We start from the raw sequence: 21847 nt of genomic DNA on the forward strand, positions 1-21847 counted from the left end.
TTACGCTTTGTCAAGACGTGCTTTACACCTAAAAATGGGCGGGCTTATGATCAGCTCGCTTCACCGTCCAAAGTTGCCGCCAACAGTTAGGTAAGCCAGGGAATGGCCGAAGCCATGATTGAGTTCGAGAGCGTCACCAAGAGGTACCAGAGCGGACAGCCGGCAGTGGACCAGTTGAGCATGTCCATCGACAAAGGCTCCATCACGGTGTTCGTCGGACCATCAGGCTGCGGCAAGACGACATCCCTGCGCATGATCAACCGGATGGTTGAGCCCACGTCCGGAACCATCACCGTGGACGGCAAAGACGTCACATCCGTTCCGGCGGCAGAACTGCGGCGGTCCATGGGGTACGTTATGCAGTCCTCCGGGCTCATGCCGCACCGGTCGGTCCTGGACAACATCGCTACCGTGCCGCGCCTGAACGGCGTGTCCAAAGCCGACGCCCGCAAACGGGCGGAGGAACTGCTCGACGTCGTCGGGCTGGCGTCGATGCTCGGGAAGCGGTATCCGTCGCAGCTCTCCGGCGGCCAGCAGCAGCGCGTCGGCGTGGCCCGCGCGCTCGCCGCCGACCCGCCGGTTCTGCTCATGGACGAGCCCTTCAGCGCGGTGGATCCCGTGGTGCGGGACGAGCTCCAGCACGAGCTGCTGCGGCTGCAGCGAGATCTGGCGAAGACGATTGTCTTTGTCACCCATGACATCGACGAGGCGACAGTCCTGGGGGACAAGGTGGCGGTCTTCGCCGTCGGCGGCAAACTGGCGCAATACGCGACGCCGGAGGAGATCCTGCGGGCCCCCGCCAACGAGTTTGTTGCTTCCTTCGTGGGCCGCGACCGCGGGTTCCGGCACCTGGCCTTCACCGCGGCCGACGGCGTGACCATCCATCCTGTGCCGACTGTCACCAGGGGCGGCAACAGCTCAGCCCCGCTGGCGGATTCTTCTGACGGCTGGCGCCTGGTGGTGGACCAGGAGTCGCGGCCGCTGGGTTGGGAAAGCCCGGACCGTGATGCGGAGCTCATCCCCGGCGGTTCGCTGTTCCGGTCCGGCGAGACGCTACGGCGGGCTCTGGACTCGGCACTCTCCTCCCCGTCAGGGCTGGGAGTCGCGGTGGACGGTGACGGACGGGTCGCGGGCGTGGTCAAGGCTGCCGAAGTGCTGGCCGTCATCGAGTCTGCCCGCCAGGTCCGGCAGGCCGCGCTCTGATGGACTGGTTCCTGGCCAACAACGGCATGGTCTTTGAACGGGCGGGGCAGCACCTGGTCCTGGCCCTGGTTCCGATGCTCCTTGGCCTGCTGATTTCCATTCCGCTGGCGCAGCTTTCACGCCGCCACACCGCGCTCAGGTCGCTCGTGAACACCATCAGTTCGCTGCTCTATACCATCCCCTCACTGGCGCTGTTCATCATCCTGCCGCCCCTGCTGGGGACCCGGATCCTGGACCCTGCGAACGTCGTAGTCGCCCTGACTATTTATGCGGTGGCGCTCCTGGTACGGGCCGCGATGGATGCCTTCGATTCGGTGGATGACGACCTCCGCCAGGCGGCTGTGGCCATGGGCTACAAGCCTGGCGCGCGCTTCCTGCAGATCGACCTGCCGCTGTCCCTGCCTGTCCTTTTTGCAGGTCTCCGCGTGGTCTCGGTCAGCAATATTTCGCTCGTCAGCGTGGCGGCGCTGCTCGGGGTGGGAAACCTGGGAATGCTGTTTACCGACGGACTGCAGCGCAACTTTGTCACCGAAGTGGTGGTGGGGATCGTTGCCATCCTGCTGCTGGCGCTGCTCATGGACGCGATCCTGGTTGTGCTGGAAAGGTTGCTCACACCGTGGACCCGGGCGTCGGCCGCCTCGCCGCGCTCCGATGTGAAAACGGGTGCTGAGTTCATCGCCGAGACGCACGTCCATGCGGGGGCGGGATCGTGAGCGACATCTTTACCGATACCTTCGCCTGGCTCGCGGATCCTAAGCACTGGTCCGGAAGCTCCGGAATCCCCGTGCGGCTGCTGGAGCACCTGCAGTACAGCGGCCTTGTGCTTGTCATCGCCGCGGCCATCGCCCTTCCCGTGGGGCTGTACATCGGGCACACCGGGAGGGGCCGGGTGGCAGCCGTGGCCGTGGCAGGTGCCCTGCGCGCCTTGCCGACGCTGGGACTCCTGGTGCTGTTCGCCCTGATTGCCGGCAGCGGGCTCATGCCACCGGTATGGGCGCTGGTGATCCTCACCGTCCCGCCGCTGCTGGCAGGTACCTACGCGGGCATCTCGAGCGTGGACACCACGGTGGTGGACGCCGCACGCGCCATGGGCATGAAGGAACTGCAGATCCTGTTCAGCGTGGAGCTTCCCAACGGACTGCAGGTGATGTTCGGCGGCATCCGCACCGCCGTGCTCCAGGTCATCGCCACTGTCTCCGTGGTGGCCTACCTTCCGCTCGGCGGCCTCGGACGTTACCTGTTCGACGGGCTCGTCCTTCAGGACTTTCCGCGGATGCTGGCGGGCTCACTGCTGATCGCAGGCCTGGCAATCGCCGTCGACCTTATCCTGGCAGCAGCCCAGCGGCTGCTGGTGTCACCCGGACTTTCCACCCGTTCCAAGGGCGGCCGCAAGGCCGTCACCGATCTCACGGCTGCCGCACCCGCGGCGGCCGCTGTTCAAGGAGGCTCCCAATGAATCACCCCGTCCACACGACCATCACCCGCCGTGGCCTGGGCGGCCTGGCCGCTGGTGTCGGTATTGCCCTTGCCCTCTCCGCGTGCAGCAGCGGTAGTCCGCTGTCCTCACCGACCACCAGTGCGGGCAGTGCGGCCGCCGGCGGTTCCCTGGTGGTCGGTTCCGCAGACTTTCCCGAGAGCCAGATCATCGCCGAGATTTACGCCGGTGCCCTGAACGCTGCCGGTGTCACAGCAACCACAAAACCGAACATCGGCTCCCGGGAGATCTACTTCAAGGCTGTCCAGGACGGGTCCGTTGACGTTGTTCCGGACTACTCCGGTAACCTGCTGTCCTTTGTAAACACCGAGGCGCCCGAAGTTTCGGCGGACGACATCTTCAAGGCGTTGCCGGAAAAGCTTCCCAAGGGCGTCGCAGTCCTGGAGCCTTCCAAGGCTGAGGACAAGGACGCCATGGTGGTCACCAAGGCCACCGCGGAAAAGTACCAGCTGAAGTCCATTGAAGACCTCGCCAAGGTCTGCAAGGACCTCACCATGGCAGCTCCGGCCACCTTCGAAACCCGGTCCTATGGATTCCCGGGCCTGAAGACGAACTATGGCTGCGAGCTCAAGGCTTTGAAGCCCTTCAGCGACGGCGGCGGAAACCTGACCCTGAAGGCCCTCCTGAATGATGAGGTCCAGGTGGCCGACATCTTCACCACCACACCGTCCATCGCCGACAACGACCTCGTGGTCCTGGAAGACCCCAAGAGCAACTTCAAGGCCCAGCAGGTGCTGCCGCTCTACAACGAGGCCAAGGTGACAGACAAGGCAAAGGAAGCGCTGAACAGTGTCTCAAAGACTCTCACCACGGAGGACCTTATCAACCTCAACCGGGCAGTGAGCGGCAGCCAGAAGCAGAACGCCAAGGACGCCGCAGCCGCCTGGCTCAAGGACAAGGGCATCGTCAAGTAAACCCTTTGCTGTCCTGCGCTGAAACAGCGGTACAGCACTTGAGCTAACGACGACGGCGGCTGCCGGACCCAGCTGGGGGTGCCGGCAGCCGCCGTCGGGGTTTAATGGACCTCAGCGGATGCGATGGTCCGGCCGTTCCGTGTGAGCCAAGTCTCCCCGGAAGTACATCCCGCATATGGCATATTTGATGGATGGCAGAATTCAAGCAGTCCACCAAGCTTCATAATGTCCTTTACGACATCCGTGGACCGATTCTTCAGGCCGCCCAGCAGATGGAGGCGGAGGGTCACCGGATCCTCAAACTGAACATCGGAAACCCGGCACCTTTCGGTTTTGAAGCGCCGGACGCGATCCTGGTGGACATGATCCGCCACCTGCCACATGCCCAGGGCTACAGCGACTCGCGGGGCATCTTCTCGGCTCGTACAGCAGTCTCGCAGTACTACCAGACCCGGGGCATCCAGAACATCCACGTGGATGATATCTACCTCGGCAACGGCGTGAGCGAGCTCATCACCATGTCGCTAATGGCGCTCCTTGACGACGGCGACGAGGTCCTCATCCCCACTCCGGATTACCCGCTGTGGACTGCCTCGGTGGCTCTGGCGAGCGGGCGGCCCGTGCACTACCTGTGCGATGAGGAATCGGGCTGGCAGCCGGACCTGGAGGACCTCGAGTCCAAGATCACGCCGCGCACCAAGGGCATCGTGGTGATCAACCCGAACAACCCCACCGGTGCCGTGTACCCGGAGGAGACCCTCAAGAAGATTGTGGCCCTGGCTGAGAAGCACGGTCTGGTCCTCTTCGCGGACGAAATCTACGAGAAGATCCTGTACGAGGATGCCGTTCACGTGAACCTGGCCAGCCTGACCGGCGACGACGTGCTGTGCCTGACCTTCAGCGGATTGTCCAAGGCCTACCGTGTGTGCGGCTATCGGGCAGGGTGGATGGCCATCTCGGGGCCGAAGAAGGACGCCTCGGATTACCTCGAAGGCATCAATCTGCTCGCCAATATGAGGCTGTGCGCCAATGTACCGGCACAGCATGCCATCCAGACCGCGCTGGGCGGCTATCAGAGCATCAACGACCTCATTCTTCCCGGCGGCCGCCTGCTGGAGCAGCGGAACAAGGCCTATGACATGCTGAACGCCATTCCCGGCGTGAGCACTCAGCAGGCCAGGGGAGCCCTGTACCTGTTCCCCAGGCTGGACCCCGATGTTTACCACATCCGCGATGATGAAAAGTTCGTCCTGGACCTCCTCAGGGAGCAGAAAATCCTGGTGTCCCACGGCCGGGCCTTCAACTGGGTGCGGCCTGACCACTTCAGGATGGTGACCCTGCCGAACGTCAAGGACATCGAGGAGGCAATCGGCCGCATGGGAGACTTCCTCAGCAGGTACCAAGGGAACTAGCCTGTTCCCACGTACAACTGCAGAAAGAGGTCACCATGGCCGGCGTCGTGGAATTCGGGAAGTTCCCCTCCGGGACTTTGAGAGTTGACAAGGGATTCAAGTTTGAGGATGTGGACCCCAATGCGACGCCTGGCTACACCGGGAAGAAAGCCGACGGCGAGGAGCTGCTCGCGGATCTTGACGGCAAGCTGGCCGAGCTGCAGGAGAAGCTGTTCGCTGAGGCCAAGTTTGGCGGCTCCAAACGGGTCCTGCTGATCCTGCAGGGAATGGACACCGCAGGTAAAGGCGGAATCGTGAAGCACGTCCTGGGCGCGATGGATCCCCAAGGGGTCAGGTTCAAGTCGTTCAAGGCGCCCACCGATGAGGAGAAGGCCTACGACTTTCTCTGGCGGATTGAAAAGGTAGTGCCCGCTGCGGGCACGATGGGCGTCTTCGACCGTTCGCACTACGAGGATGTCCTGATCCACCGTGTGCACGGCTGGGCCGACCCGAAAGAACTTCAGCGGCGGTACGCCGCCATCAACGAATTCGAAGCCAGGCAGACGGCAGTGGGTACCGCGGTCATCAAGGTCATGCTGAACATCAGCAGTGACGAGCAGAAGAATCGGCTGCTGGCACGGTTGGACAAACCGGCGAAGCACTGGAAATACAGCACCGGGGATCTGAAGGAGCGCGCCTTCTGGGATGACTATATGGCCGCTTACCAGGCTGCGTTCGATGCCACGTCGACGGACGGCGCCCCTTGGTACGTCGTTCCGGCGAACAAGAAATGGTATGCGCGCATCGCGGTGCAGCAGCTGCTGCTCGAGGCGCTCATGGCCCTCAAGCTGGAGTGGCCCAAGGCTGACTTCGACGTCGACGCCGAGCGCCGCCTCCTCGAGAAGTCCTAGCCGTTCTAGCCGTCCTTGCGGGCGGCAGCCAGCCTCTTCCGCGCGCCCTCCAGCCATTCTTCACAGCGCCGGGCCAAGGCCTCACCGCGCTCCCAGAGGGCTAGTGAATCTTCAAGGCTTGTGCCGCCTGCTTCAAGTTTGGACACGACGCCCACCAGTTGTTCGCGGGCTTCCTCGTAGCTGAGGGCCTCTATCTCTGCCGGCAGCGCTGTCGCTGCCGCGCTGCTGGAGCCGGTCTGGTCGGAGCGGTCTGTCATGTCGGTTTCACCTGTCGGGTTGGTCTGGCTGGTTTCGCGGGTGGGATTAATTCGGAGGATGGGGCCGGGTTCGCTGGGTCAGGCACCTGACGCCTGGTGCCCTCCAATGGAGGTGGCACCGAACCGCCCGCCCGCGACACGGACGGAGAGCTCTGTCCCGGACGGAACCTGGGCCGGATGGCGAACGACGGCCCCTTCCGTGCCCGGGGCCTTGCCTCCGGCGAGCTGGACCACGGCGTATCCGCGGTCCAGGGTCTGCTGGGGTGACAGGGCGCGGACCTGGGCCTGAAGATGCACAAGCTGGTCGGCGGCCCTTGTGACGGCGGCGCTGATGGCTGCAGTCGATCGGCGGCCAAGCCGTTCCACGTCGTCCGCGCGCGCGGAGACCATGCCTTCGGGCGAGGCAAGGACGGGGCGGGACCTCAGCGCGGCGAGGCGGTCGGACTCCCTGGCAACGAGCTGCGTCACCGAGCGGTGCAGTTGGGCCTCGGCCTGGCGCACTCGGGCGAGCTCTTCAGAGACCTCCGGAACTATCCGCTTGGCGGCGTCCGTCGGGGTGGACGCGCGCAGGTCGGCGACGTCGTCCAGGATGGGACGGTCCGCCTCGTGCCCGATAGCGCTCACGACAGGGGTCAGGACGCCGGCGACGGCACGGATCAGTTCCTCGTTGCTGAAGGGCAGGAGGTCCTCCAGTGCGCCGCCTCCGCGTGCAATGACGATGACGTCGACGTCGGGGCGGGAGTCGAGTTCCCTCAGGGCACCAATAATCTGTGCAACCGCTGTATTTCCCTGGACGGCGACTTCGCGGACCTCAAACTCGACGGCGGGCCAGCGCAGGGCCGCGTTGCGGAGGACATCCTTCTTGGCGTCCGAGTCCCGGCCGGTGATCAGGCCGATGCGGTGGGGGAGGAGTGGCAGCCGCTTCTTCCGGGACTCGGCGAAGAGACCTTCGGCAGCGAGGGCGTGGCGCAGCCGTTCGATCCGGGCGAGGAGGTCGCCCAGGCCCACCGGGCGGATGTCTTTGACGGACATGTTCAGGCGGCCGGTCTTCAGCCAGAACTCGGCCTTGAGGAGGGCTACCACCCTGCTTCCGCGTTCGAGCGGGGTCTCCTGGCGGTCGAGGACCTTGGACCAGATGGAAGCCGGAAGGGAAATCTCGGCATCCACGTCCCGGAGTGTCAGGAATGCGCTGCTGCCGCGGCGGTTCAGCTCGATGACCTGTCCCTCCACCCACGCGGCCGGTGCCCGTTCAATGTGCGTCTTGAGTTTTTGGGACAGCAACTGCAGCGGCCACGGGTTGTCCGGGCTGGTATCGGCGGCGGTGGCGGGCACCGTTGTGGGACCCCCGGCCGGCACGGTGGCATTTTCAGCCATGCGCTGCCCGGGTAGCCGTGATTGCCTGATGCATGTGGCGGTCCTTTGCCTTCGCGGTGGGTTAACCAACTCTATCCATAGCTTTATCACCGGTTGCCGACATTTTTTGAACATGCGGCGACGCCCCTAGGATGGCAGTGTCCCAACTGCCAGCCAGGAACCCCGACCAGCTAGGAACCCCCTTGCGCTCTTTTGTTTCGGCCTTGGCCGTCATCCTTGGCCTGCTGCTGTCAGCGATTGCTGTCCCGGCCATCTGGGTGGACAGCAATATCGTGCAGGAGGACGGATTTGCGGCACTGGCCGCCCCCTTGGGTAAGGATCCGACTTTTCAGAAGCGCCTTGCAACTGCAGCCGTGGCGAGTATCGACACGGCGGGCAGCATCCCCGGACCCCTGTCAGAGCTCGTCCGGCCGGTGCTGGAATCGGCTGCCGCGTCTCTCACGGGACTGCCGGGATACCCTGCAGCCTGGGAAGAGACGCTGCGAAAGAGCCACCGCCTCAACTTTGCAGCCCCAGCCACCCTTCCGCCCGACGCCGACTCCGCGACTTCCGTTACCCTGGATGTGGCGCCACTCGTGGCCCTGGTGACGAAACAGGTCTCGGCCAAGGCGGGGGTTCCGCTGGAGGCGCCGGCCCAGACCCTCGTAAACATCGGCCAGTCCAACCAGCGGCAGCTTATCGAACGGGTCGCCGTGTACGCCCCGGTCGGTTACAGTCTGGCCATCGGGGCAGGAATCGCGTTCCTCCTGGCCCTCCTTGTTGCCCGGCGCCGCTGGAAAGTGCTGGCAGGAATCGGTATCGGAGCGCTTGCGCTTGCCGGGCTGTGGAACCTGGGGTCAAGCTGGGCCTCGGACGCCGTCGTGGGCACTGCAAGCGGAAACGAAGTGGCGGACCTGTTCAAGCGGGAGTTCGTGGCAGCATCGACGGCTGGTTTCGGGTCCTGGATCCTCGCTGCCGCGATCACCGGAGCCGCGCTTCTGGCAGCAGGACTCGTGGCCGGGATCATCGGCGCCCGCGCCCGCAAGGGCTGAGCACCTCTCGCCGTGATCACCCCCGGCGTGACGGACCGGCTGAATCGCCGGACCGACCGATTTACCGGAGCGGCCGATTTACAGTAGCGGCCGCGCACCCGGGGCGAAGTCCCGCACCCGGTAGCATGGAGAAATGACCTCCTCAGCAGTCTCCCTTTCGATGCCAACCGTCCCGCGCAGGCGGCGTCCGCCGGAGGAAGTTCTGGCAGCCGCGCCGGTTTCCGGCACCAAGAGGGTTCTGCTGGCGGCTCCGCGCGGATACTGCGCCGGTGTGGACCGCGCCGTGATCGCCGTTGAGAAGGCTCTGGAACACTACGGGCCCCCTGTATACGTCCGCAAGCAAATCGTCCACAACGTGCACGTGGTCAGTTCCCTTGAAGAACAGGGCGCCATTTTCGTCGATGAAACCGATGAGGTGCCCGAGGGCGCCCTGGTGATCTTCTCAGCCCACGGCGTGTCCCCGGCCGTGGTCCAGTCTGCTGAGGAGCGCGGTCTGCGCACCATCGACGCCACGTGCCCCCTGGTGACCAAGGTCCACAAGGAAGCGGTCCGCTTCGCGAAAGACGACTTCGACATCCTCCTCATCGGCCACGACGGCCACGAGGAAGTCGAGGGAACCGCCGGCGAAGCCCCGGAGCACATCCAAATCATCAACGGCCCGCACGAAGTGGACAAGGTGACCGTCCGGGACCCGGAAAAGGTGATCTGGCTTTCCCAGACCACACTGAGCGTTGACGAAACCATGGAAACTGTTAGGCTGCTCAAGGCTCGGTTCCCGACCCTCCAGGACCCGCCCAGTGATGACATCTGCTACGCCACCACGAACCGCCAGGTGGCCATCAAGAAGATTGCGCCCCAGGCGGATCTGGTAATCGTCGTCGGATCGGCGAACTCTTCCAACTCGGTGCGGCTGGTTGAGGTCGCCTTGGAGTATGGTGCCAAGGCTTCCTACCGCGTGGATTTCGCGAACGAGGTGGATGAGGCCTGGTTTGAAGGTGTCGCCACCGTTGGAGTCACGTCCGGTGCATCCGTGCCGGAGGTGCTGGTAAAGGACGTCCTCCGCCTCCTGGCCGACTACGGCTACGGCGCTGTCGAGGAGGTAGTCACCGCAGAGGAGGATCTGCTGTTCTCCCTGCCCAAGGAGCTCCGCGCCACCCTCAAGGAAGCCGGCGACGTCTCCCGTGCCCTCGGCGGCAGGCGCTCGCGCTAACTCACCTTCCCGACGGGGCCGTGTCCGGAAGTGCGGTCGGCCCGGCGGCTCCCGGACGTGGCGCCTGCCTACGCGGCGTCTTCGGACGCTTCCTCGAGTTCCCGGCCGGTCTGGTCGGTGGCCTGCAGTTCGGGAGCGGAAACGGAGCGGGGTGTGACCTGGACCGCCGGAGGCGTCACAAGCCCGGCCGCGTCAAGGGCATTCAGTTTCCGTGCCGTGGGGAGGACCCGTGCTTCAAGGGTGCCCACCATTGAGTTGTAACGGTCGACCGACGATTTCAGCGAAGACCCCAGCTTGCTGACGTTGTCGCCGAGTGTCCCCATCCGCTCGTAGAGCTGCCGGGCGAGTTCGAACAGTTCGCGGGCACTGTCCGTCAGGACGTCCTGCCGCCACGTGAACGCCACGGACTTGAGTACGGCCAGGAGCGTGCCGGGCGAAGCAAGGACCACGTTCTTGGAAAGGGCGTAGTCCAAAAGCCCGGGATCAGCGGACAGCGCGGCGGCGAGGATTGACTCCGCCGGCAGGAAGCAAATGACGAGTTCAGGGGAGTTGCCCGATATGTCCCAGTACTTCTTGTTGCTGAGGGCATCCACATGGGTCTTGAGAGCCTTGGCATGGGCTGTCAGGAGTGCCTGCTGGGTTGACTGGGTCAGCACAGCCTTGTCCCTGTCCGGCTGGCCAAGATCCTGTGCCTCAAGGTACGCGGACAGCGGCACCTTGGCGTCCACCACGAGCTGCTTGTCGCCGGGCAGCTGAACCACCAGGTCCGGACGGACCGACGAGTCAGAACCCTGGCTGTGGAGTTGCTCGTGGAAATCGACGTGGCGAAGCATCCCGGCGGCTTCAACCACCCGGCGCAACTGCACCTCGCCCCACTGGCCGCGCGCGCTGTTGGAACGCAGCGCCGATTCGAGTGCGTGCGTGGACCTCATCAGCTGTTCGTCCGAGAGCCTGGCTTCCTGCAGTTGCTGTGCCAGCTGCCCATATTGCTCGAGCCTGTCCCGTTCCAGCAGGGAGACCTGTTGCTGGACGGCCGTCAGTTTTTCGGCAACCGGCGCCAAAGCCCGCAGCACGCTGCCGTCCTGCTGCCGGAATTCGCCCAGCTCCCTGTTCTGGACGGCCAGCAGCTTCCGCTCGGCGTCGGCAGCAGCGTAGTGGGCGCTGACCTCCGAAAGCCGCGCCGAAACGCCGTCGAAATCCGCTTCAAGCGCGGCGCTCCGGCGGCGCAAGACCGTGTAGGCGAAGGCTGCCCCCGCCAGGGCGCCGAGCAGCAGCATCAGGAGGGCCAGAATGACTGAAAAAGAATCCATGCATTCACTGTGGCATGCAGGTGCGACATTTTTGCCGAAGGCAACGGCGCCACGGCCGCAGGCCTCAATTGAACTGTGTCTGCCGCAGGCCCGCGCGTCCGGCAGCGGGGCGCCGGTAGCCGCCGGCGCCGCCGTAACGGGTAGAATCAATGTCCGTGGCTCTTACTATTGGCATCGTCGGACTGCCCAACGTCGGCAAATCAACTCTTTTCAACGCCCTGACCCGTAATCAGGTGCTTGCGGCGAACTATCCGTTCGCCACCATCGAACCGAATGTCGGCGTCGTGAACCTGCCCGACCCCCGGCTTCAGCAGCTCGCGGAGATTTTCGGGTCCCAGCGTTTGCTGCCGGCCGCGGTGTCTTTTGTTGACATCGCCGGCATCGTCAAAGGTGCGTCCGAAGGCGAGGGCCTGGGCAACCAGTTCCTCGCCAACATCCGGGAGGCCGAGGCGATCGCCCAGGTCGTCCGCGTGTTCGACGACCCCGACGTTATCCACGTCGACGGCAAGGTGGACCCGCGCTCCGACATGGAGACCATCAACACCGAGCTGATCCTGGCTGACCTCCAGACGATCGAAAAGGCCGTCCCCAGGATCGAAAAAGAAGTCAAGATCAAGAAGCGCGAGGCCGCGGAGCTGGCCGCCATCAAGGCGGCCCAGGTGGTGCTGGAACGCGGCGACACCATCTTCTCCTCGGTCAAGAGCGACAAGCTTGAGATGGAGCACCTCAAGGAACTCAGCCTCCTGACGGCCAAGCCTTTCATCTACGTCTTCAACGCGGACGAAGGAATCCTGGGCAGCCCCGAGAAGCAGGAAGAGCTCCGCGCCATGGTCGCGCCTGCAGACTGCATCTTCCTCGACGCCAAGCTCGAGTCCGACCTCGTGGAGCTGGATGAGGAGGAAGCGCGTGAAATGCTGGAAATGAACGGGCAGGATGAATCCGGCCTGGACCAACTTGCCCGAGTGGGCTTCCACACCCTCGGGCTGCAGACGTACCTGACGGCAGGCCCGAAGGAAACCCGCGCGTGGACCATCCACCAGGGCGACACCGCGCCGCAGGCGGCCGGCGTCATCCACTCGGACTTTCAGCGCGGGTTCATCAAGGCCGAAGTTGTTTCCTTCGGGGACCTCATCGATGCCGGTTCCATGGCCGAGGCGAAGTCCCGCGGCAAGGTCCGCATCGAAGGCAAGGAATACGTCATGGCCGACGGCGACGTCGTCGAGTTCCGCTTCAACGTCTGAGGTTGCGGTACGCACTCTTCAGTGATTGAGAATTAACAAGTAGGAGCCCTGATCCCTAGGATCGGGGCTTTTGCTGTGATTGGCGCGCATACCCACCCGCACCGATGCAGTCAAGCGTTTCTTGCAGAATGCCACCTCCAGTTTCCGCCTAGGTTGCATCTCGATAACAACCTTTACTGAGGGACAACTTTCGGTCCGCAGCCCCCGCCTTCGGGTCTAGGCTACTTCCCATGTGAGACATGCCACATGCTCACTGGGGGGATGTGGCGGTCTGGCCGGCGTCTACAGCGGCGGTCCTTTCCACACTAAAGAGACATAGGAGGCGGAATGCGATTTGGTCGTATTTCCAAAGCAGTAGGCGTTGCCGCGGCTGCGGCGCTGGCGCTCAGCGCCTGCGCCAGCACCAACACCGGGACAACCCCGTCAAGCAACGCGGCCGGCAAACAGGGGGGCACCGCCACTGTGGTCGAGGTGAATGCGTTCAATACGTTCAACCCCAATACGGCCGACGGCAACACTGACATCAACTCGAAGGTCAGCTACGCCACCCACTCGGGCTTTTACTACATCGACAACAAGCTCAACGTTGTCCGCAATGAAAAGTTCGGCAAGATGGAAAAGACCTCCGATGATCCCTTGACCGTCAAGTACACCATCAACGAAGGCGTCAAATGGTCGGACGGCACGCCCGTCACGGCAGCGGATCTCCTCCTCCAATGGGCTGCCTTCTCCGGCTACTACAACGACGCCGACGCCGATGGGAAAGCCGGAACGTCGTACTTCTCCTACGCGGGTGACCCCACCGGCCTCGCCCTCACGGACTTCCCGGAAATCGGCGACAACAACCACTCGATGACCATCAAGTACTCCAAGCCGTTCGCTGACTGGGAAATCGCACTTGGCGGACCCGGGATTGACATCCCGGCGCACGTGCTGGCGAAGAAAGCCGGCCTGGCGGACACCCAGGCGTTCATTGACCTCCTCAAGGGCATGCCGCGCGGCGACTCCAAGGCCCCGAAGCCTGCCGACGCCAAGCTTAAGGCAATGTCTGATCTCTGGAACACCGGATTCGACTCCAAGACCCTGCCGAGTGATCCGAGCCTGTTCCTGTCCAACGGTCCCTTCATCGTCAAGAGCGTCAACCAGGACCAGTCCCTGACCATGGTCAAGAACAAGGACTACAACTGGGGCCCCGAAGCCAAGCTCGATGAAATCACCGTCCGCTACATCGGTTCCTCTCCTGCCCAGGTCCAGGCACTGAAAAATGGCGAGGCGGATATCATCGCCCCGCAGGCCTCCGCAGACACGCTTGACCAGCTGAAGGCACTTGAGAGCCAGGGCGTGACCGTAGAGCAGGGCAACCAGCTCTCCTACGACCACATCGACCTTAACTTCTCAGGACCGCTGGCAGACAAGAACGTCCGCGAAGCATTCATGAAGACGGTTCCCCGCAAGGACATCGTCGACAAGATCGTAAAGAAGCTTGATCCGGAAGCGAAGCCGCTGGATTCGCAGCTCTTTGTTCCGGCCCAGCCTGCCTACGCAGACTCCGTGAAGGAAAACGGCGCCTCGGCGTACCAGGACGCTGACGTTGACGGAGCCAAGAAGCTCCTCGCCGGCAAGACTCCGGAAATCCGGATCATGTACAACAAGGACAACCCGAACCGTGTGGATGCCTTCTCCCTGATCCGCGAGTCGGCAACCAAGGCGGGCTTCAAGATCGTCGACGGCGGCCTTGGCGCCTCTGACTGGGGTAAGGCGCTGGGCAAGGGCGGTTACGACGCCACGATCTTCGGTTGGATCAACCCGGGCGTTGGAGTCTCCGGCGTGCCGCAGATCTTCCGGACGGGCAACGGTTCCAACTTCAACAAGTTCAGCGATCCCGAGGCCGACAAGCTGATGGATGAACTCATCGTGACGACCGACCGGGGCAAGCAGGACGACCTCATCAAGCAGGTCGACAAGAAGATCTGGGCCTCTGCCTACGGCCTTCCTCTGTTCCAGTCCGTTGGAGTGGACGCCTACAGCGACCGCATCACCGGAGTGAAGTTCATGCCGAACCAGACGGGCGTCTGGTGGAACTTCTGGGAGTGGGCCGAGAAGTAAGCCGATGACCACAACCGCAACAAGGTAGCTGAGGCGCCGGGATCAAGCACCATGGTCCCGGCGCCTTGCAGCGACATCTCCCGCCTGTGCCGCTGCCGAAACACAACAGGCGGGCACGGCCAAACCTGCGACCGGTCCGGGCAATCCCTGGGCCCGAATACTGAGGTTCTATCAAAATGGTGACCTACATCGTCCGGCGGCTAGTCACCGCGGCACTCATTCTTCTGGGTGCATCCTTCCTGGTGTATCTGCTGACCGCGGCGTCCGGTGATCCGCTTGCAGAGTTCCGGGCCAGCAGCCAGCCCAATAAACAGCAGCTGATGGATTCAAGGTCCGCACTCCTGGATCTGGACACCCCGGCTCCGCTGCGGTACTTCAAATGGCTCGGCGGCGCCGCCAAGTGCCTCGTGCCGTTCGCCGGCTCCTGCGATCTCGGCAAGAACATCGCTGGACAGCCCATAACCGATGCGTTGGGGCATGCCCTCGTGCAGACACTCACGCTGGTTACCGGCGCCGCCGTCCTGGCGATCCTCGTGGGCATTACGCTCGGCATCATCACGGCATTGCGGCAGTACAGCACGTTGGACTACGGCGTGACTTTCATGGCCTTCCTGTTCTTTTCCCTCCCCATTTTCTGGGTCGCCGTACTGCTTAAGGAATTCGGCGCCATCGGCTTCAACGACTTCCTCAGGAATCCGCAGATACCGCTTCCGCTGGCCATAGGCATCGGCGTGGTGTTCGGCCTGGTGGCCATGGTGGTTGCAGGTGGGGACACGAAGCGGCGGGTATTGACGGGCGGGATCGTATTCGCCGTCGTGACGGCAGTGCTCATCTACTTCTCGGTCACCCAATGGTTTAAGACTCCAGGGCTCGGGCCTGTGGTCATCGCCATTGCCGGCGTCGGACTCGCCTTTGCGGTGACCCTGTTGACGGCAGGGCTCAGGAACCGGAAGGCGTTGCAGTCCGCACTCATCGCCGTCTGCGTGGGCGTGGTTGCGTACTTCCTCATCCAGCCGCTGCTCAATCAGGCGACCTTCCTCATGATTGTGCTGCTCGCCGTCGCCACCGTTCTTGTCGGCATGGCGATCGGCTACTTGGTGGGCGGCTATGACCGCGGCCAATCCATGCGCGCCGCAGCCATTACGTCCGTCCTCCTGGGATTTCTCGTCCTGCTGGACCGGTTCATGCAGGCGTGGCCGGCGTACTTCAACAACGGGAGGGTGCGGGGACGCCCCATCGCCACCATCGGTGCCGGCACCCCGAACATCGAGGGGGATTTCTGGGTACTTGGGCTCGATTCATTCACCCACCTGATCCTGCCCACCACGGCGCTCATCCTCATCTCGCTGGCCGGCTACACCAGGTTCACCCGAGCCTCCATGCTCGAAATCATGAACATGGACTACATTCGAACGGCCCGGGCCAAAGGCGTTTCTGAACGGACCGTGGTGATGCGCCACGCGTTCCGGAACGCCCTCATCCCGGTCGCCACGATCGTTGCCTTCGACATTGGCGGGCTCATCGGCGGTGCCGTGATCACGGAGACGGTGTTCTCCGTCCGCGGCATGGGTTTCCTGTTCCTCGATGGCATTCTGCACGTTGACCCCAACCCGGTCATGGGCGTCTTTATCTGCGTCGCCATCACGGCCATGGTGTTCAACCTCATCGCGGACCTTGCCTACTCCGCACTGGATCCACGAGTAAGGGTAAAAGCATGAGCCAGCCGAGTCAGCAGGACGAAATCGTGGCGGAGCAGGCCAGCCTGAAACAGCAGGCGGCTGCCGGCATCGAGCCCGTTATCGAGGCCAAAGGACTAAGCCAGGGACAGATCGTCCGCAAGCGGTTCCTCGGCCATTCCGGGGCGATCGTGGGCCTCATCGTCTTTGCCATCATTTTCATCATGGCCTTCACCGCCGTGGGGTATGCGGGGATCCCCGGATGGTGGCGCTACGGCCACGAGGACGTTTCGCCGCTGGTCAACGACGGTGCGCCAACAGCTTCGCTTTGGCCTCTGGCCTGGGGTGAACATCCTTTCGGACAGGACCGGATCGGCCGCGACCTGTTCGCCATGACAATGCGCGGGGCCCAGCAGTCCATCACCATCATGCTGGTCATCGGTCTTATTGCCGGGCTCATCGGCGTGGTCGTCGGCGCCCTGTCCGGCTACTTCAGGGGCTGGATGGAAGCCATCCTCATGCGCCTCACGGACGTCATCATCATCGTCCCTGCACTGCTCCTCGCGGCGGTCATGGCCCAGTTCGCGGGCCGGCGGGATGAGGGCAGCTGGTTTGCCACCTTCGCCAGCTCCAACGGCGTCCTGGCACTCGGCATTTTCCTCGGGCTGATCAGCTGGGTGGGGCTAGCAAGGCTCATGCGCGGTGAATTCCTCTCCCTGCGGGAGCGTGAATTTGTTGACGCCGCGCGGATATCGGGAGCGAGCAACGCCAGGATCATCTTCAAGCACATCCTGCCCAACGCCGTGGGAGTGCTGATCGTCAACGTCACGCTGACGATGTCCGCGGCGATTCTGACCGAGACCGCACTGAGCTACCTGGGCGTCGGCGTCAAGTCTCCTGACACCTCCCTCGGCCTGCTCATTTCGCAGAACCAGGAAGCCTTTGCGACCCGGCCGTGGCTGTTCTGGTTCCCGGGCCTCTTCATCGTCCTCATTTGCCTCAGCATCAACTTCATCGGCGACGGACTGCGGGACGCGTTTGATCCGCGCCAGAAGAAGTTCAATGCCAAGAAGGCGCGGGCCGCAGGCGGCTCTCCAGCAGCGGAGAAAACGCCGGTGACGGCCATTGACGGCGGAACCGTGGGCGGGAACGCGGCCGGCGAACACCGGGGAGCCTGACGTGCTACCGCAGCGCCCAGGGCTACAGCAGGGCAACGCCCCAGATGCTGAACGCAAGGAGCAGCACGGTGCCGCCCACCTCCAGCCAGCGGACGGTTATCAACACCGGGGTGGCCGCAGCGTTTCCGGCGTCAATGGCCCCGGATTCGACCAGCTGCTGCCAGCGGGTGCGGACCAGCTGTGCCGCCTGCCCGGAGTCGGTGCTTTTCAGGTCACCTGGCCGGACGGAATTCCCGGGGCCGTAGGTGGTCCCCGGCAGGCCGTGGAGGTCTTCCGGGCGGGCGTTGCGTCCGCCCCAGATGCCGGGAGCGGGCGCTGCCCAGGCACCGTAGCTTCTGGACGGTGTGACCAGGGTCAGGGCGTACCTCGTATCCACATGGACGAGGGCAGCCCAGGGCACCATGACGGACCGGAAGGGGTTCTCGAGCCGGACGCCGGCGTCGTGGACCACCACGGACGGCCGCCAAAACAACAGCCAGCCAAGATAGGCGATAAGGAGCAGCGGGCCGGTGCCGAGCATCGACCCGGCCCCGCCCGTCACTGCTGTGCCGACGAGCCCGACGCCGGCCACAAGCCAGGCAAGCCCGGCGAACCATTTGTTGGTGCGGGCTTTGAAGATCACAGCATTTTCGGCGTGCGGCGCAGTGCTCATGCCCCCAATAATTCAGGATTCCGAGCCGCAGCACTAATTTCAGCTGCTCCGCTGGCCCGGGTGGAAGGAAAACCCCAACATGTCTGACTACATCAGCCACGGCCCTGCCCTCACCGGCCCCGAGAATATAGGTGCTGTCGTCCTTGAGGTGCGCGACCTGAGCGTCGACTTCGGCGTGGACAAGAAGTGGGTTCCGGCCGCCGTCGGACTTAACTACGAAGTCCGGGCCGGCGAGGTCCTGGCGATCGTCGGTGAATCAGGTTCGGGAAAGAGTGCCAGTTCCATGGCGTTGCTGGGCCTGCTTCCCAGCAACAGCCGGGTCTCCGGCAGTGTCAAGCTCTCGGGTAAGGAGTTGCTCGGCGGCGACGCCTCCAACATTCGCAGTGTCCGCGGCAAGGACGTGGCCGTCATTTTCCAGGAGCCCATGACCGCCCTGAACCCGGTCTACACGGTGGGCGCCCAAATTGTCGAAACTGTGCGCCTGCACAACGAAGTGTCACCCGGGGAGGCCCGGGAACGCGCGCTGCGCATGCTGGACCTCGTGGAACTCCCGGATCCCGAGAAGGCGTTCAAGTCATACCCCCACCAGCTCTCAGGCGGGCAAAGGCAACGCGCCATGATCGCCCAGTCGCTCTCCTGCGATCCCAAACTGCTGATTGCGGACGAACCCACGACGGCCCTCGACGTGACAGTCCAGGCCGAAATCCTTGACCTGATGAGGAACCTGCGGAACAAGCTCGATAGTGCAATCGTCCTAATCACCCACGACATGGGCGTCGTCGCTGACCTCGCCGACCGGATCGCAGTGATGCGCCGCGGGCTGATCGTCGAGACCGGCACCGCCGACCAGATCTTCCACAACCCTCAGCACCCCTACACGCAGGCGCTGCTTGCCGCCGTGCCCCACCTCGGACAGGGCGGCGCCGGTTCAGAGGGGGAGGTGGACGTGACGGCCGCGCTGGCTGCCGCCACGCACGCCGAACTTGAATCGGTGGACCGCGAGGAGCTGGCCCGCCGGGAGCGTGAGAATGCCGCGGCCCTGGCCGCTGCCGAGGCGGCCAGGGCCTCCGGCGAACCGGTCCTCGAACTGACGGACGTCGCCATCGAGTACCCCAAGCAGGGGCGCGTGCCCGCCTTCCGGGCGGTGGAGGGTGCCAACCTGACCATCTACCCCGGCCAGGTCGTGGGGCTCGTTGGGGAGTCAGGGTCCGGAAAAACCACCATTGGGCGCGCAGCCGTGGGGCTGCTGCCTGTGGCCGCCGGCAAGATGCACGTGGTGGGCCAGGATATTTCCGCGGCCAAGAAAAACGGCAAGCAACTGCACCAGGTGCGGCGCCACATCGGGATGGTCTTTCAGGATCCGTCTTCGTCCCTGAACCCGCGCCTGCCCATCGGGGAAAGCATCGGCGAACCTATGTATCTCGCCGGGGTGGCGAAGGGTCCTGACCTGCAGAAGCGCATCGAGGCGCTGCTAGACCAGGTTGAGCTTCCCCGCGACTACCGCAACCGGTATCCGCATGAGCTCTCCGGCGGGCAGAAACAGCGCGTGGGTATTGCCCGCGCCCTCTCGCTGAAACCCAAGCTCATGGTGGCAGATGAGCCAACGTCGGCACTGGACGTGTCCGTGCAGGCGAAGGTCCTGGAGCTTTTCCAGAACCTGCAGCGCGAGCTCGGCTTCGCCTGCCTCTTCGTCACGCATGACCTTGCCGTGGTGGACGTCCTGGCGGACAGGATCTGCGTCATGCAGCGCGGTCGCATCGTGGAGCAGGGGACGCGCGACCAGATCCTCAGGAGCCCCCAGGAGCCCTACACGCAGAGGCTGCTGGCGGCCGTACCGCTGCCGGATCCGGAAAGGCAGCGCGAACGGCGCGAGCTGAGGGCGCAGCTGCTCGCCACGGCGGCGGAGTAACCTGCGCCACATTTTGTGGAGTATAGTACTCGACGGTAACTTGTGACTTGCGGTCTCTGCGCTAAAGCGATAGAACCCGGTCACGGTTTGGCAACGGCGTACCACTATTTGGACTACTTGCGGTTAGGCTTCTTCCTCATGTAGCCCACGTCACACAATACGTCTGTGCCTGGACTGCGGGGATGCAAAAGATATCCCCTGAATCTCTCCCACAACACATAGGAGGCGGAATGCGTTTTTCGCGCACTTCCAAAGCACTGGGCATGATGGCTATCGCCGCACTTGCCCTGACCGGATGCGGCGGCGGCGGATCCAACTCCGGCAGCTCCAACGCAGCCGGAAACTCGAGCAAGGTCATTCTTGCCGATGGATCCGAACCCCAGCGCCCGCTCATGCCGGCCGACACCAATGAAGTTGGCGGCGGCAAGGTCATCGACATGATGTTCGCAGGTCTTGTCAGCTATGACCCCAGCGGCAAATCGGTCAACGAACTCGCCGAGTCGATCGAGGGCAAAGACGCCCAGCACTACACGATCAAGATCAAGAAGGACCAGAAGTTCACCAACGGCGAGGTCATCACCGCCAAGACCTTCGTGGATTCCTGGAACTTCGGCGCCGCCGCGAAGAACGCGCAGCTCAGCGGTGCGTTCTTTGAAAGCATCAAGGGCTACGACGAAGCCAGCGCAGAGGGCTCCAAGGTAGACACTATGTCCGGCCTGAAGGTCGTTGACGACCAGACGTTCACCGTTGAGCTGAAGCAGCCGGAATCCGACTGGCCGCTGCGCCTCGGTTACTCCGCATTCGTGCCGGTTCCGTCCGCCGCACTGAAGGACCCGAAGGGTTACGGCGAAAAGCCCGTCGGCAACGGCCCGTACAAGATGGCCGACGGCGGCTGGCAGCACAACGTGCAGATCCAGCTTGTGCCGAATCCGGACTACAACGGTCCCCGCAAGGCCAAGAACGCCGGCGTGACCTTCAAGATCTTCCAGAACGACGACGCCGCGTACCAGGACCTGCTGTCCAACAACCTCGACGTGCTGCAGACGATCCCCACGAGCGCGCTCAAGAACTTCAAGTCCGACCTGGGCGAGCGGACCATCGAGAAGCCGTACGCCGGCAACCAGACGATCGCCATCCCGGAATACCTGCCCGAGTGGAGCGGCGAAGCGGGCAAGCTGCGCCGCCAGGCCATCTCCATGGCCATGAACCGCGACGAGATCACCAAGGTGATCTTCAACGGTGCGCGCAAGCCGGCCATGGACTTCACCGCTCCCGTGCTGGACGGCTACAGCGACAGCATCCCGGGTTCGGAAAACCTGAAGTTCGACGCCGCCAAGGCCAAGGACCTCTGGGCCAAGGCCGACGCCATCCAGAAGTGGGACGCCAACAAGACGTTCACCATTGCCTACAACGCCGACAAGGGCGGCCACAAGGCCTGGGTTGAAGCAGTCGTCAACCAGCTGAAGAACAACCTCGGCATCAAGGTTGAAGGCAAGCCGTATGCGACGTTCAAGGAAGCCCGCAACGACGCCACCGCCAAGACGCTGACCGGCTCCATCCGCGCCGGCTGGCAGGCGGACTACCCGTCGCTGTACAACTTCCTCGGCCCGATCTACAAGACCGGTGCAGGCTCCAACGACGCCGAATACGCAAACCCGGCGTTCGACAAGGCCGTCTCCGATGGCCTGAAAGCCTCCTCGGTCAGCGAGGGCAACACGGCGATGAACAAGGCCCAGGAGATCCTCCTGCAGGACCTTCCGGCCATCCCGCTGTGGTACCAGGTCTCCCAGGGTGGCTGGAGCGACCAGGTCACCAATGTTGACTACGCGTGGAACGGTGTTCCGCTCTACTACAACATCACTGGCAAGTAACTACTAAAACGACGGCGGGGGCTGCCTGGATTGGGGCCTCCGCCGTTGTCTTGCTTCCACCCAATTTCTCAGCACCCGCTTCGCCCGGTGCACTTCGCAGCCGGCCCGCCGTGACCGC

At 63.6% G+C, this 21847-nt stretch carries 18 protein-coding genes; 14 read left to right on the top strand and 4 right to left on the bottom strand.

The window, feature by feature from the left end; genetic code table 11:
* Nucleotides 1-102 precede the first annotated feature (102 nt).
* From LQ144_RS10570 to LQ144_RS10595, 6 genes are all read left to right on the top strand, one after another.
* The gene (locus LQ144_RS10570; RefSeq protein ID WP_290369752.1) at nucleotides 103-1203 is read left to right on the top strand and encodes an ABC transporter ATP-binding protein; all 1101 of its coding nucleotides are present in this window, start codon (nucleotides 103-105) and stop codon (nucleotides 1201-1203) included.
* Nucleotides 1203-1916 (top strand): ABC transporter permease, encoded by a 714-nt coding sequence (locus tag LQ144_RS10575; protein WP_230118659.1) that lies wholly within the window; start codon nucleotides 1203-1205, stop codon nucleotides 1914-1916. Before LQ144_RS10570 ends, LQ144_RS10575 begins: the two co-directional genes overlap by 1 nt.
* A complete protein-coding gene (locus tag LQ144_RS10580; protein ID WP_230118660.1) occupies nucleotides 1913-2659 on the top strand; it encodes an ABC transporter permease in 747 nt (248 codons plus the stop codon). Before LQ144_RS10575 ends, LQ144_RS10580 begins: the two co-directional genes overlap by 4 nt.
* Nucleotides 2656-3612, top strand: a complete 957-nt coding sequence (locus LQ144_RS10585; protein WP_230118661.1) for an ABC transporter substrate-binding protein — start codon at nucleotides 2656-2658, stop codon at nucleotides 3610-3612. Before LQ144_RS10580 ends, LQ144_RS10585 begins: the two co-directional genes overlap by 4 nt.
* 191 nt (nucleotides 3613-3803) lie before the next feature.
* The gene (locus tag LQ144_RS10590) at nucleotides 3804-5024 is read left to right on the top strand and encodes a pyridoxal phosphate-dependent aminotransferase (RefSeq protein WP_230118662.1); all 1221 of its coding nucleotides are present in this window, start codon (nucleotides 3804-3806) and stop codon (nucleotides 5022-5024) included.
* 35 nt (nucleotides 5025-5059) lie between these two features.
* On the top strand, nucleotides 5060-5914 hold the full coding sequence (locus LQ144_RS10595; RefSeq protein ID WP_230118663.1) for a polyphosphate kinase 2 family protein: 855 nt from the start codon (nucleotides 5060-5062) through the stop codon (nucleotides 5912-5914).
* Between the two features lie 5 nt (nucleotides 5915-5919).
* Here the strand turns inward: LQ144_RS10595 and LQ144_RS10600 are convergent, their stop codons facing one another.
* The gene (locus tag LQ144_RS10600) at nucleotides 5920-6171 is read right to left on the bottom strand and encodes an exodeoxyribonuclease VII small subunit (RefSeq protein WP_230118664.1); all 252 of its coding nucleotides are present in this window, start codon (nucleotides 6169-6171) and stop codon (nucleotides 5920-5922) included.
* 78 nt (nucleotides 6172-6249) lie between these two features.
* Nucleotides 6250-7545, bottom strand: coding sequence for an exodeoxyribonuclease VII large subunit (gene xseA, locus LQ144_RS10605; RefSeq protein ID WP_230118665.1), 1296 nt, complete (start codon nucleotides 7543-7545; stop codon nucleotides 6250-6252).
* A gap of 182 nt (nucleotides 7546-7727) precedes the next feature.
* Between xseA and LQ144_RS10610 the strand changes: the two genes are divergently transcribed.
* The gene (locus tag LQ144_RS10610; RefSeq protein ID WP_230118666.1) at nucleotides 7728-8576 is read left to right on the top strand and encodes a hypothetical protein; all 849 of its coding nucleotides are present in this window, start codon (nucleotides 7728-7730) and stop codon (nucleotides 8574-8576) included.
* A gap of 133 nt (nucleotides 8577-8709) precedes the next feature.
* Nucleotides 8710-9786, top strand: coding sequence for a 4-hydroxy-3-methylbut-2-enyl diphosphate reductase (locus tag LQ144_RS10615; RefSeq protein WP_230118667.1), 1077 nt, complete (start codon nucleotides 8710-8712; stop codon nucleotides 9784-9786).
* A gap of 68 nt (nucleotides 9787-9854) precedes the next feature.
* Here LQ144_RS10615 and LQ144_RS10620 read toward each other — a convergent pair whose 3' ends face one another.
* Entirely contained in the window at nucleotides 9855-11096 is a 1242-nt protein-coding gene (locus LQ144_RS10620; RefSeq protein ID WP_230118668.1) for a DNA recombination protein RmuC, read from the bottom strand.
* A gap of 155 nt (nucleotides 11097-11251) precedes the next feature.
* Between LQ144_RS10620 and ychF the strand changes: the two genes are divergently transcribed.
* The 4 genes from ychF (at nucleotide 11252) to LQ144_RS10640 (ending at nucleotide 17297) form a co-directional block, all read left to right on the top strand.
* Nucleotides 11252-12337 carry a redox-regulated ATPase YchF gene (gene ychF, locus LQ144_RS10625; RefSeq protein ID WP_230118669.1) on the top strand — a complete coding sequence of 362 codons (1086 nt, stop codon included), beginning with the start codon at nucleotides 11252-11254 and terminating at the stop codon, nucleotides 12335-12337.
* Between the two features lie 327 nt (nucleotides 12338-12664).
* A complete protein-coding gene (locus tag LQ144_RS10630; RefSeq protein WP_230118670.1) occupies nucleotides 12665-14443 on the top strand; it encodes an ABC transporter family substrate-binding protein in 1779 nt (592 codons plus the stop codon).
* A 176-nt stretch (nucleotides 14444-14619) separates the two neighbouring features.
* On the top strand, nucleotides 14620-16161 hold the full coding sequence (locus tag LQ144_RS10635; RefSeq protein ID WP_230118671.1) for an ABC transporter permease subunit: 1542 nt from the start codon (nucleotides 14620-14622) through the stop codon (nucleotides 16159-16161).
* Nucleotides 16158-17297 (top strand): ABC transporter permease, encoded by a 1140-nt coding sequence (locus LQ144_RS10640; protein ID WP_230118672.1) that lies wholly within the window; start codon nucleotides 16158-16160, stop codon nucleotides 17295-17297. The genes LQ144_RS10635 and LQ144_RS10640 overlap by 4 nt, the downstream gene beginning before the upstream one ends.
* Nucleotides 17298-17319: 22 nt before the next feature.
* Here LQ144_RS10640 and LQ144_RS10645 read toward each other — a convergent pair whose 3' ends face one another.
* On the bottom strand, nucleotides 17320-17949 hold the full coding sequence (locus tag LQ144_RS10645; protein WP_230118673.1) for a PH domain-containing protein: 630 nt from the start codon (nucleotides 17947-17949) through the stop codon (nucleotides 17320-17322).
* A 79-nt stretch (nucleotides 17950-18028) separates the two neighbouring features.
* On the opposite strand from LQ144_RS10645, the gene LQ144_RS10650 reads away from it, so the two are divergent.
* Complete coding sequence (locus LQ144_RS10650) at nucleotides 18029-19858, top strand: ABC transporter ATP-binding protein (RefSeq protein ID WP_230118674.1); 1830 nt, start codon at nucleotides 18029-18031, stop codon at nucleotides 19856-19858.
* Between the two features lie 230 nt (nucleotides 19859-20088).
* The gene (locus LQ144_RS10655) at nucleotides 20089-21729 is read left to right on the top strand and encodes an ABC transporter substrate-binding protein (RefSeq protein ID WP_230118675.1); all 1641 of its coding nucleotides are present in this window, start codon (nucleotides 20089-20091) and stop codon (nucleotides 21727-21729) included.
* Nucleotides 21730-21847 lie beyond the last annotated feature (118 nt).

Origin of the sequence: Arthrobacter sp. Bi83, from assembly GCF_918698095.1 — a bacterium.
In the GTDB taxonomy this organism is placed as follows: Bacteria; Actinomycetota; Actinomycetes; order Actinomycetales; family Micrococcaceae; genus Arthrobacter.

Excerpts from the sequence above, each read along its gene's own strand:
- LQ144_RS10570 (WP_290369752.1), top strand. The coding sequence starts at position 103 with ATGGCCGAAGCCATGATTGAGTTCGAGAGCGTCACCAAGAGGTACCAG.
- LQ144_RS10575 (WP_230118659.1), top strand. The coding sequence starts at position 1,203 with ATGGACTGGTTCCTGGCCAACAACGGCATGGTCTTTGAACGGGCGGGG.
- LQ144_RS10585 (WP_230118661.1), top strand. The coding sequence starts at position 2,656 with ATGAATCACCCCGTCCACACGACCATCACCCGCCGTGGCCTGGGCGGC.
- LQ144_RS10590 (WP_230118662.1), top strand. The coding sequence starts at position 3,804 with ATGGCAGAATTCAAGCAGTCCACCAAGCTTCATAATGTCCTTTACGAC.
- LQ144_RS10595 (WP_230118663.1), top strand. The coding sequence starts at position 5,060 with ATGGCCGGCGTCGTGGAATTCGGGAAGTTCCCCTCCGGGACTTTGAGA.
- LQ144_RS10600 (WP_230118664.1), bottom strand. The coding sequence starts at position 6,171 with ATGACAGACCGCTCCGACCAGACCGGCTCCAGCAGCGCGGCAGCGACA.
- xseA (WP_230118665.1), bottom strand. The coding sequence starts at position 7,545 with ATGGCTGAAAATGCCACCGTGCCGGCCGGGGGTCCCACAACGGTGCCC.
- LQ144_RS10615 (WP_230118667.1), top strand. The coding sequence starts at position 8,710 with ATGACCTCCTCAGCAGTCTCCCTTTCGATGCCAACCGTCCCGCGCAGG.
- LQ144_RS10620 (WP_230118668.1), bottom strand. The coding sequence starts at position 11,096 with ATGGATTCTTTTTCAGTCATTCTGGCCCTCCTGATGCTGCTGCTCGGC.
- LQ144_RS10630 (WP_230118670.1), top strand. The coding sequence starts at position 12,665 with ATGCGATTTGGTCGTATTTCCAAAGCAGTAGGCGTTGCCGCGGCTGCG.
- LQ144_RS10635 (WP_230118671.1), top strand. The coding sequence starts at position 14,620 with ATGGTGACCTACATCGTCCGGCGGCTAGTCACCGCGGCACTCATTCTT.
- LQ144_RS10640 (WP_230118672.1), top strand. The coding sequence starts at position 16,158 with ATGAGCCAGCCGAGTCAGCAGGACGAAATCGTGGCGGAGCAGGCCAGC.
- LQ144_RS10645 (WP_230118673.1), bottom strand. The coding sequence starts at position 17,949 with ATGAGCACTGCGCCGCACGCCGAAAATGCTGTGATCTTCAAAGCCCGC.
- LQ144_RS10650 (WP_230118674.1), top strand. The coding sequence starts at position 18,029 with ATGTCTGACTACATCAGCCACGGCCCTGCCCTCACCGGCCCCGAGAAT.
- LQ144_RS10655 (WP_230118675.1), top strand. The coding sequence starts at position 20,089 with ATGCGTTTTTCGCGCACTTCCAAAGCACTGGGCATGATGGCTATCGCC.